At 32.0% G+C, this 11,332-nt stretch carries 11 protein-coding genes; 6 read left to right on the top strand and 5 right to left on the bottom strand.

The window, feature by feature from the left end:
• On the top strand, positions 1-110 hold a 110-nt coding region (locus tag AC1DEF_RS25635; protein WP_477727620.1), incomplete at its 5' end, for an IS3 family transposase.
• Positions 111-560: 450 nt separating this feature from the next.
• On the opposite strand, the gene AC1DEF_RS25630 is transcribed toward AC1DEF_RS25635, so the two are convergent.
• Positions 561-743 (bottom strand): Spo0E family sporulation regulatory protein-aspartic acid phosphatase, encoded by a 183-nt coding sequence (locus AC1DEF_RS25630; protein ID WP_477727617.1) that lies wholly within the window; start codon positions 741-743, stop codon positions 561-563.
• 825 nt (positions 744-1,568) lie between these two features.
• On the opposite strand from AC1DEF_RS25630, the gene AC1DEF_RS25625 reads away from it, so the two are divergent.
• A complete protein-coding gene (locus AC1DEF_RS25625; protein ID WP_082611984.1) occupies positions 1,569-1,769 on the top strand; it encodes a hypothetical protein in 201 nt (66 codons plus the stop codon).
• A gap of 347 nt (positions 1,770-2,116) precedes the next feature.
• Here AC1DEF_RS25625 and corA read toward each other — a convergent pair whose 3' ends face one another.
• On the bottom strand, positions 2,117-3,076 hold the full coding sequence (gene corA, locus AC1DEF_RS25620; protein ID WP_477727616.1) for a magnesium/cobalt transporter CorA: 960 nt from the start codon (positions 3,074-3,076) through the stop codon (positions 2,117-2,119).
• Between the two features lie 581 nt (positions 3,077-3,657).
• On the opposite strand from corA, the gene AC1DEF_RS25615 reads away from it, so the two are divergent.
• The gene (locus AC1DEF_RS25615) at positions 3,658-3,972 is read left to right on the top strand and encodes a hypothetical protein (protein WP_477727615.1); all 315 of its coding nucleotides are present in this window, start codon (positions 3,658-3,660) and stop codon (positions 3,970-3,972) included.
• Complete coding sequence (gene ftsW, locus AC1DEF_RS25610; RefSeq protein WP_477727614.1) at positions 3,957-5,147, top strand: putative lipid II flippase FtsW; 1,191 nt, start codon at positions 3,957-3,959, stop codon at positions 5,145-5,147. Before AC1DEF_RS25615 ends, ftsW begins: the two co-directional genes overlap by 16 nt.
• Positions 5,148-5,747: 600 nt before the next feature.
• Here ftsW and AC1DEF_RS25605 read toward each other — a convergent pair.
• Positions 5,748-6,386, bottom strand: a complete 639-nt coding sequence (locus AC1DEF_RS25605) for a hypothetical protein (protein ID WP_477727613.1) — start codon at positions 6,384-6,386, stop codon at positions 5,748-5,750.
• Positions 6,387-6,653: 267 nt separating this feature from the next.
• Between AC1DEF_RS25605 and AC1DEF_RS25600 the strand changes: the two genes are divergently transcribed.
• The gene (locus tag AC1DEF_RS25600; protein ID WP_477727612.1) at positions 6,654-7,001 is read left to right on the top strand and encodes a hypothetical protein; all 348 of its coding nucleotides are present in this window, start codon (positions 6,654-6,656) and stop codon (positions 6,999-7,001) included.
• A gap of 419 nt (positions 7,002-7,420) precedes the next feature.
• Here AC1DEF_RS25600 and AC1DEF_RS25595 read toward each other — a convergent pair whose 3' ends face one another.
• The gene (locus AC1DEF_RS25595; protein WP_477727611.1) at positions 7,421-8,719 is read right to left on the bottom strand and encodes a CitMHS family transporter; all 1,299 of its coding nucleotides are present in this window, start codon (positions 8,717-8,719) and stop codon (positions 7,421-7,423) included.
• A gap of 603 nt (positions 8,720-9,322) precedes the next feature.
• On the bottom strand, positions 9,323-10,174 hold the full coding sequence (locus tag AC1DEF_RS25590; protein ID WP_477727610.1) for a MurR/RpiR family transcriptional regulator: 852 nt from the start codon (positions 10,172-10,174) through the stop codon (positions 9,323-9,325).
• Positions 10,175-10,645: 471 nt separating this feature from the next.
• On the opposite strand from AC1DEF_RS25590, the gene AC1DEF_RS25585 reads away from it, so the two are divergent.
• Positions 10,646-11,326, top strand: coding sequence for an RraA family protein (locus AC1DEF_RS25585; RefSeq protein WP_477727609.1), 681 nt, complete (start codon positions 10,646-10,648; stop codon positions 11,324-11,326).
• Positions 11,327-11,332 lie beyond the last annotated feature (6 nt).

Genomic DNA, 11,332 nt, shown 5'->3' with positions numbered 1-11,332 from the left:
CTCGAAAAGAAGTATTTAAATATATAGAGCTCTATTACAATACCAAAAGAATGCATTCTTCTCTGCATTATCTTTCCCCTATTGAATACGAAAAAGCCTATTCATCATAGTATCTTAACTTAGTGTCCAATAAATATTGACAAGTCCAACCTCCAATTATTAGTTTTTGTCTAACAATTGGGGTGCAGTTCACTAGTCCCAGTAGGTTTTTCTGTTTTTTAGTTGTATACCATATACGAAGTTAGTTAGCGTAATCCTGCCCCCTAGGAACCAACCGTAAAAAAGAACCCTTGCTGTAAGGTTCGGCTAAGGGTTCTTTTTTACGAGTATGCAGCTTTCTATAAATCCTTGATATGAAAGGCTTTCTCAGAAGGATAAGTGAAAAAAGAATATATAAAAAGTCCGCCTTTTATATATATGCTCGTTCTGGAAAAGATAGTCGTTATGGCAAAAATATGTTATTATTTATCTACAGTGATAGAGTTACCTTAAAAAACAACCTCAATCGAATTGCCATTAGAGAATGAGGTTGTTTTTACTCTTTATATAAAAAATAAAAACTAATCAGTTGAAGTGATCTTTTCTAATTGGTTTAACAATTGATCAATGAATTGACTAATTACAATGGTATTATTACTAGTAAACCCTTTTTCTAATCCTACTTTAATCATAAGTTCTCTTGCTGTCTCTATATCTACAAGTAAAGCCTTTCTTAAAGTACTGTTATATCTATATCTTTGCAATTACCTAGTCACCTATTTCTCTAAGTTGTTAAGCTTTTATTTAACAGTAACTGTATTTTCACTGTATAACAATATTTTTTCCTGTAAAATCCAACCAGGAGCTTAGAATGCCGGCTTTAGGGTTTGAACAGTTAATTTCATATACTTAATACATGTTATAATACGCCTTGTAGATGCGAATGAAAATTCCATTTCTTATTTCATAGGCAAGAAAAGTCCTTTCAGTCCTCATAAGTTGAGGGCTTTTCTTATTTTTTAATCTAAGGTAAAAAATAATCTTTAACGAGGTGTAGAAAATCGTAACGTCATGGCACGTGTACTTAAATGTTTTAAAAAGTATATGGATTATCTAGATAAGTTAGTTACACAACTCTCAGGTGTAACACTAAAATAATGTTTAAGGGTTTTATTTTTGTAATAAAACAACAAATTCACATAATTATACAATAACATATTAATATTTGTGTAATGTAAGTCACTCTAAAAGAGTGGCTTTTTAGAAGGATTTTAGGTTGAGATAAACGGTAAGAATAAGATTCTAAAAGATAATTACTCATTAGTTATCAATTGACTTATACAATCGATTTACGTTACCATTGAACAAACTTAATACTCCAAAGGGGAGTAGCTGTACAACAAAAGTCGTCACTACGAAACAGAATGTTTCCGGCTTTGTTGACAATCTTAATTGTTAGCAAGACCTTTGCCTACATTTTTAGTTAGGTGAAGTCTGTGTTTATACATCAAGCGCTTTTATCTACTAAAAAGATAAAAGCGTTTTTTGTTTTTTATAGATTTAAACTAATTATGAGGAGTGATTAAACCATGTTCAAGAAACTGTTTGATTCACTAACGAATAACAAACATAAGCATTATAGTAGTAGTGATTACAAAAGAGGAAGATCAAAGCCCTTTAAGAGTTATAGCAGTAGTGATGATTATAGAAAAAGCCGTGACCATCACGGAAGCTACGGACATCATCATTATAAGAGAAAAAGAAAAAGTGGAAGTTTCTTTAGTAGTTAAATAAAAAAGGTAACCTTATTCGGTTCTGGTACAAAAACTTCAGAGTAATTTGGAGTTTTTGTACCAGAACCTTTTTCTCTATTTTCACGATGTACTTAATATCCCAGTTTATTTTCTGTAATTTCCATTAGAGGTTGGCAAAACTATTTCTAGACTAGCAGCAGGGACTTTTATTCCAACAGCTTATGCTTTTGTGGGGTGTATATGTTAAGAAAACAAGAAAGAAAGCTGCCAGGGAGGACAGCCTTCTTTCTTAATACAAGGTTGCAATGGAAGACACCGTTCGGGCATCTTGAGTAGTTTACTCAACGTACGAAAAACTTATGTATAGTAAAGAGAAAAGCATTCTACTTATTGACTTTAAACCAGCCTTTTCGTCTAAACCAAAGAATCATACCGATAGTCATTAAAGCCATAATTCCTAAAACAATATAATATCCATAGTGCCAGTGAAGTTCAGGCATATGATCAAAGTTCATCCCATATAACCCTACGACAAATGTAAGAGGGATGAAAATAGAAGAGATAATCGTTAATGTCATCATGATGGAGTTCATACGATTAGCATTAATGGAAAGATAATTATCTCTCATATCTGATGTCATATCTCGATTGGCTTCCACCATGTTTGTTAATTTTAACAAATGATCATAAATGTCATTAAAATAGACTTTCTGCTCGGCAGGTATATTTAAACGTTCAGAATTAATAATTCGATAGAGTAAATCACGCATAGGGAGAATAGTTTTTCTAAGCTTTAATAAATCGCTCCGGATATCAAAAACATCATCCATTAGTACAGCAATTGACTTTTTGGCGTCTCTACTTTCAATTTCATTTAGCTGATCCTCGATTTCGTAGACAATGGGAAAGTAATCATCTACTAATTGATCTAAGATGGCATAAGCGATATAAGATACGCCTTTGTTAAATCCATTTGGATTTTGTAAAAGGCGTTGCCAAACTGTTTCTACACTTGGTAATGGTTTGTAGTGAAACGTGACTAAATAATTTTCTCCAATAAATAAGTCTAATTCTTCAATATCTAGTGTTTTACTATTTAAATAATGAAGAACCAAAAAACTGTACTCTTCATAATAATCAAGTTTAGGTCGTTGTAAAAAATGAAAGCAATCTTCGATAGCTAAAGGATGAAAATGAAAAAATGTCTCTAACATTTTTCCTTCTTCTTCAGATGGAGAGGCAAAATCTACCCAGAACCATTTAATTGAAGGATGAGATAAGTGATTAAGAGGTACATCTTGCTTTATATGTAAATCTTGTGTAATAGCCAATGTTCTAATCATGATGCTGCTCCTCCATATGATTAAAGTTTCTGTACTGTATATTATTTTACATAAAATAAACAATTAATCCCACTGCTAATAAGATAATAAAATCTTTTTGATATTTTTCCCTTTTTTCTTTTTTTGTCCCTTTATTTTTCACGACATATTTATCTATGAAAATAAAGCAATAAAGGAGGAGAAAACTTAGGATGATGTCTAGTAGTAAGAAATGAAAGAAATTATTTACGTCACCCAAGGATATATCACCTCTTCTTATTGTTCACTGTTAACTATAATGAGGCTAGGCAAGCCTTTCTTTATAATCACATTCATTTATAAGTTTAATGATTAATAGTGTAGAAAGAAATAAAGAAAAGATTAGTAATTTATTGTTTTCTTTCTCCTAATGATTATAATTAAAACATGAAAAACACCTTATTATATACCAAAATTCATGTACTTCCTAATTCATTGCAAAACAAGAAGATACCTATCTTAAAAAGCTGGAAAGTAAATGTGAGTCAATAAGGTGATATAAAGAATGGAAAATAGAAGGTAAATGTCGATATACTAAAAAGACATCGTAATGGGAGATCTTTATGAAATACGCACAAATTTTTATTGATAATCGAATTCGAAATGCAACGTTAATTGTATTGCTTATTTGTATGAGTATAGCTTGGCTGTTTGATAGCGATTATTGGTACAATATAGCTGTTCTTATGGTTTCAGTATCCTTTATATTGCATGGTGTAAATGATTATATCGTAGGAAAGCACAAAGCGCGAGGAACTGTTATTATACTATTGAGTGTTCTTTTTACTCTATATAATTTACTAAGAATCTTTTTTTATGATGAAAATAAGAATCTTACACTTGCAAGGAACGAGGAGTTTTTATGTTTAAGAAAATAGTAAAATGTTATGATTACAAATTCATTGTAGCCTTAATTGTTCTAAGTCTCATTGGTTTAGTCATGGTTTACAGTGCAAGTATGGTAACGGCTGTTAGTCGTTACGGAGTTGAAGGGGATTACTTTTATCAAAAGCAAAAACTTGCTCTTATAGCAGGCTTCTTCTTTTTCTGTGTTTCTGCTTTTATTCCCTATAAAATTTATCGAGAAAAAAAAGTGTTAAAAATCTTATTAGTAACAGTAATTACGCTTCTTGCTTTGGTCCTTATTTTTGGCCATACCGCCGGGAATGCACAAAGTTGGCTTATACTGGGGCCGGTTAGAATACAACCACTAGAATTTACGAAACTAACAATTATTGTATATCTATCGGCTGTTTTTGCAAATAAACAAGAGTATATAAACGATTTAAAGCGTGCTATTATTCCACCTATTTTTATTGTCTTGTTTATTTGTTTCTTAATTGCTTTACAACCGGATTACGGTGGAATCCTACTTATTTTAGGCACAGTCTTAGCCATTGTTTTATGTTCAGGTATTTCAATAAAATCAATGCTAAAGATTGCCTTATTAGGAGTAGTAGGCATTATTATTATGTTAGTTGTTTTATTGTTAACAGGACATATTGATACCGTGTTTTCTCCTGTTCGTTTAGCTCGTTTTACTGGTTATCTACATCCTTTTGAAAATCAACAAGGAGATGGGTACCAATTGGTTAACTCCTACCTAGCTATAGGAACTGGGGGACTATTTGGTCAAGGGTTAGGACAAGGCATCCAAAAAGCTGGTTATCTACCTGAGTCTCATACAGATTTTATTATGGCGGTCATTGCTGAAGAGTTAGGGTTTTGGGGAGTGTTACTTGTATTAGGATTGCTATTTTTCATTATTTTGCAAGGCTTAAAAATTGCTAAAAGATGCAACGATCCTTTTGGTTCCTTATTAGCTATCGGTATTTCCGTTATGATTGGCATTCAAGCATTTGTTAACCTAGGAGCAGTAACTGGACTTCTTCCTATCACAGGTGTAACGTTACCTTTTGTAAGTTATGGTGGTTCTTCTCTTACATTGCTTATGTTTGCTGTAGGAGTACTAGCAAATATATCCATGTTTAATAAATTTGAAAAGAAATACAAACACAAAGTAACAGATCCAAGGGAACTGAAAAGTGTCTAATGATTTATATGAATGACATTTCTATAAAAATTATTGAGCATAAAATAAAATTACAAACAAAAGACACTGGTTAAGAGCCAGTGTCTTTTGTTTGTATAAGGAGGATAAGCTTTAGAGTGTAATGTTGCTAAAGAGTTTTCAATCATTACTTAGAGACTATTTCATATATTATTGATATTGGCTCATAAATATCTTTAATTACGAGATAAAAGTTATTTCTTTCGAAAAAACTGAAAAACACCATAAACCAGCCATAGGGAAGACGCTGCAAAAACTTGTCTTTCTATACAAAGAATAATGGTCCATAGCAACACTAAAACCAAAATAGGGATAGAGAACTTCCTTATTACTACCACCTTCCTTTTCTTTATTATTCTACTATCTGTATTCTTAAAAACGGAAAGTTATTTTAGTTGCCTGCATTTTTTGTGCAAAAAAAAGACGCCTAGTATGGCGCCTATATCCAACGAAATATTTTGAAAAAGGGGAAAGTGTTAAATCTAAAAATTAACATGATCTTATTTGGTTCTTACCCTTTTTAAAAGAAAAAAACATACGTTATAATTAAAACAAATAAGTTACTTAAATTCTCTACTCCATTTATTGATCCTCTGGATCTAACTCGAGACTTTCAACTTCATCATTCTTTTTTACTTCTAATCGTACTACTTTATTTTTACTATCCCCAGACATATTGTCGTTCTCTTGCTCAAAGTCTTTAGATTTTTTATAAGTCTTTTTTCCACTAGATACTTCTACTGTTACATCATTATCCGTTTCATTGATTAACTTTCCAATTACGCTGTAATCTCCATCGGCATCTTTTTCGTATATACCATTTGAATCTGCTTTTGCTTGAGGAGTTAACTCTAAGCTTTCTGCATTTTGATTTTTAGCATTAATTTCTACGTTCACTTGTTTTCCATCAATATTCTTAGGTGTATCTTTTTCCTTTTTAAACGAATTACTCTTAGGTACTTTTACCTTTTTATCATCAATAACAAGTGTTAACTCGTCGTCTGTTTCTTTGTCTAGTTTTCCTACTAAATCAAAATCTTCATCCTGTTTACTATCAGGATCTTTGGAATACTGTTGTAAATTTGATTTATTTTCAGAAGAGCTATTTTCATTTTGTGATGTATTTTGAGATGAATCATTTTGATTAGAACAACCTGTAAGAGATCCTGCAGTTAAAGCACCAGCTAATGAAATACAGAGTAATCCCATTTTTTTGTTCATATAGCTTATTCCTCCTTCTTATTCTCTGTTTATATTGCCCATTCTTTAAAGAACTAAACGAGATAACTACTTTAAGGAGGTAGAAATTATACCATATGTTTCTATCATAATATTTCCAATAAAATTCATTATGGTAACCAAATCAGATATTACCATTTATATTTGTTGCTTAAGAGGTAATATTTTTCCTTAAAGAAACTTTCATGGTATAAAGAAAAATGTTTGGGTCAATATAACACTAAATATAGATATAGTGAGAGTGTATATATGAATTATTTTTATGGTGGGATTTTTTTATTTTCTGGCCTATTTCTTATTAACTGTTTGTTTTCATATCAAAATAAGCATGTCGATCCAGCTTTTTGGGCTACTTTAAAATATCAAATTTATTCTTTTCCATTATTTTTAATTGCTAATATGTTAATTGGGTACGGAATTAAATTTGGATTTAAAGCTGTTCATAATTTGACATTTGTTTTACTAACGTCTAAAGGGATCGAAGTAATAATTGCAGTGTTAATGGGTTACCTTTTCTTCAAAGAAGCTCCTACTTGGAAGACCCTGCTAGGAATTTTAATTATGGTTATAGGAGTAGTTATTTCTAAAATGAAATAGAGGATTGGCATTACGTTATAATCAACTAAATATGAGGAAACATCAAAATATACTTAAAAACGAATTAAAAGTAAATTAATTCATAAAAGGGATTAGTTTACTTTTTTGTTTTGTGGCATTAAAATAACCTCTACAATTCAAATCAAAGAAAATCTTTGAATTTATTCTTTTAAGGTTTTTAAACAGAAACAAACACACAGTCCGTAAAAGTATACTTTTACGAACTTTGCTTTTTTATAAGAAATCTACTATTTCTATCGTTCGTTTAAGTTTTGAAATAAATTACGAACGTCTCCTTTCATACTTACACCTTTACGAACGTTTTTGGTAAAATAAATAAAAAGAAATTCGTTAAATCAGATGTGAAAAAGAGAGCTATTTTAAAAAATCAGCTCTCTTTTTTTGTTACTATAAATGACTTATATGGAGAGTATTCCAAATAAAACAGCTACAATTGTCATGACTAACGCTGTTCCAATGGCATACTTGGCAGCAAAACGAATGTGATCACCTATATCAATACCAAGAAGTCCTACTAAGACGTAGATAGAACCTTGAAGTGGACTTAGTAGATGCAAGGGTTGTCCTAGTAGAGAAGCTTGACCAATTTCTATTGGAGGGATGCCAAAATGAGCAGCTGTTTCAGACATAATAGGGATAATCCCGAAATAGAAGGGGGCATTTGCCATAAAAAATGTAAATGGCATACTTATAAGCGCAACTATTACTGTTAATTTTGGGCCAAGAGCGTCAGGAATAACTGATATTAAAGTATCCGCCATAGCCTTAACAATCCCTGTTCCATCTATAATTCCAGTAAATATACCTGCTGCAAATATCATGGAAACAACCGTTAATATATTTCCTGCATGAGCATGTAAACGCTCCTTTTGATCTTGTAAATTTGGGTAATTAACAATCATCACGATAGCAAATCCAATCATAAACAAAGCTGGTAATGGTAAGAACCCTAGAACTAAAGCAGTAAGAAGTAAAAGTGTTAAAACTAAGTTAAACCAAAATAATTTTGGACGTTTTATTGATGCATCCATTCCTACATCAAGAGCTGCAGCAATTTCATTATTAAATTCTGTATCTATATTGATAACTCCCAGTCTTTTACGCTCGCGTCGTCCAAGGAAATAAGAAACCCCTAAAACCCAGATAGTTCCTGCAATCATAGAAGGAATAAGTGGTAATAGCAAGTCTGTTACATCTGCTTTTACGGCCGCCGTAGCTTGTACAGCAGGACCACCCCAAGGAGTCAAATTCATAACACCCATTGCTAATGCTGGAATACAAGCTAGAATAAGTTTATTCATACCTAATCGATTGTATAGTGGGAGAAATGCAGTTACTACAATTAGATATGTAATGGTACCGTCACCATCTAAAGCAACTATTAAAGAAAGTACTGCAGTACCCATTACAATTTTTAGAGGATCACCGCCAACCATCTTTATAATCTTCGCTACTAAAGGATCAAATAATCCTGTATCAATTAACACCCCAAAATAGAGAATGGCAAAGATAATCATAATTGCTGTCGGAGCAATGGTTTCAAGACCCTTCATCATCATTGGACCTAAATCAGTAAATCCGCCCAATAAAGCAAAGACAATAGGAACCACTGTTAATGCACTAAAAGCAGATAAGCGCTTACTCATGATTAAATACATGAATACTACAATCATAGAAAAACCTAAAAGTGTTAACATATTATACCCCCTCTATAATTTCCCTTCGTATTTCCTCTTGTTTATTTTTACAAAGTAATGTATTCATTAACGATTCACCCATACTATGTAAGGGTTTACAAATTATTTAACGCGGATTTTAAGTAATGCTCACAGTTTATAATTTGTTATCAACAAACCCACTTTCTATTCTTGACTAACCACTCCCTTGCTAAGGTTATGTTAATAGTGAATTAGGAACAGAGATAGGCCCCTCATATTTGTGTGTTAACAAAAAAAGTATAAGCAGTAAGGCCAATAAACTTATAGTCACTTTATGGCATCTAAGTAATTAAGCAGTTAGATACCTCCGGATGATATCTAAAAGTGATTTCATAAAAGTAACTATATTAATCACTACAACTTCACTAAAGTAATAATTATTACTTTTTACTTAATAGTTGTAATAATTGTGACTATTTAAAAGTATACTATCATGGCTTCTTAAGAAAAGTAAATGTTTTTTTATTGAAATAATAAGTCAACGGGAAGTACTCGGGTTAATTCAATAAAAAATGGCAAGGGCATGAGATATCAAATTGTTTTCTCCATTCGATATCTCATGCTCTTACCATGCTTATATATTCAATCAGTGTAATGGTAGTTAATTTTTGTGAGAACTGAATTAATTTTATCTAAACGATCTTTTGTCTTTTCTGGATAATTTATAGCTATTGCACTTACAAGGTAATCGGCCACGAATAGTGATGCTATAGGCGAATTGTGAAAAGCAATACTACTAGAACTACAAGTTAACACTAAATCAGAGTACTTAACTAAAGGAGAGGAATAACTATCAGTAATTGAAATGACTTGAGCATTATTGCTTTTAGCAGCTGTTACAAACTCAACAGTTCTTCTAGCGTATCTTGGAAAAGAGGTTGCAATAACTAAATCTTTAGAAGTAAAATCAATACCCTTATCCACCCAATCGCTTAAGTCAGATACAATTAGCTCACAGTTTCCTAGCAATCGATTGAGACCAAAAGATAGATGCTGTGCTACAGGTAAACCACTTCTAACACTAGTGCAGAATATTCGGTCTGCAGTTACAATCATTTCTAACGCTTTATTCAGACTCTCTGTAGAAATCATTTCTACTGTTGATTGAATGTTGTTAAATTGACTTTCTGCACAACGCATCCACAAATCACTCTCATCCAGACCCTTCAAATTTGTCTCTAATCTAATTTGAGGAGCAGCATTATTACGTAAAAGCTCCTGAAGTCCTTTTTGAAACTCTGCATATCCAGAATAACCTAAGCTGAAAGTTAATCTCATTATCGTAGTTGTACTAGTTTTTACTGCTAAGGCTAATTGATCAACAGTTAGAAAAGCTACATCGACAGGGTTTTTAAGGATGTAGTCTGCTACTCTACGTTGAGTTTCTGTTAGTTGTGATATATTATCTTTTAATTTTAATATTGGATTTTCCATACATTCGCTCCAATTAAACAGATTATATTGTAAATTTTATTTTTTTTAGTATATAAGAAGTATTTATTACAATACTTACTTGAATTTTAGCATGTTTAATTTTTTATGTAAAAATGTTTCTTCTAAGTAATAAATCGTAGGATATGCTTTTCTAACGCTTTGTTTACAAAAATAGATTTACTTTATTAAGCATCGGTGATAATATACACTTAAATTAAAAGTAATAAATATTACTTGAATTTAAATTGTAGTAATATTTATTACAAATGCTGCTTTTTTAAGCTGTTCTTTATCTTTTTGAAGATACAACAAATAAATTGGGAGTATTTTTTGGATAGAAACACATCACTAATTTCATTAAACCACCTTAAATTTTGTAAGCGTTACCTGTATTTATTAAGTAAAACAAATCGAAAGAGGTTCATTACGTGCCATTTCAGTACTGTCAAAGAAGAAGAGGAGTGTACATTAATGAGTCATTTAGCGCCAGCATTATCTGAAGATATTATTAAGAGAACTAAGCGTCTTAATACAACCCTTATCTCTGATGCAATGGGGTGTACAGGTTCAATGGACTATAAGATTAAGCCTGTATCTCCAGGAATGAAGGTAGTTGGAGCTGCTTTAACTGTCAGTTTAAGGCCTGGAGATAACTTGTTTCTTCATCAGGCAATCTATGATGGGACAGAAGGTTATGTCTTAGTTGCTGATGGAAAGGGACATACCGCAAATGCTTATCTTGGAGAATTAATGGCAGCTGCAGCTAAAGCTATGGGAATAGAGGGCATCGTTATAGATGGAGCAGTTCGTGATAAGGATACGCTTAGTCAATCAGAGTTTCCCATTTTCTCAAAAGGATTTATTCCAAATGGCCCTTTAAAAGACGGTCCAGGTGAGTTACATAAACCTATTTCTTGCGGAAGTGTAACCGTTATTCCAGGAGATCTAATTATAGGCGATGATGACGGTGTTGTTGTAGTTCCAAGAGAAAAGGTGGAAGAGGTTCTTTCTAAAGCTGAGAAAAAATTAGAGTACGAGAAAACACGTTTAGAAACAATTGAGGCATTTGAAAAAGCCCGTCTCCAAGGGGAAGTTGGGGGTAATATTCAGCCTTCATGGTTAAGAGAACAGATGAAAGTATATGGGTTATAAAGAGAA

The sequence above is a fragment of the Priestia sp. 10L35 genome (assembly GCF_056395685.1).
Note: the sequence above shows the minus strand (reverse complement) of the source record. Positions and strands in the feature narration are given on the sequence as shown.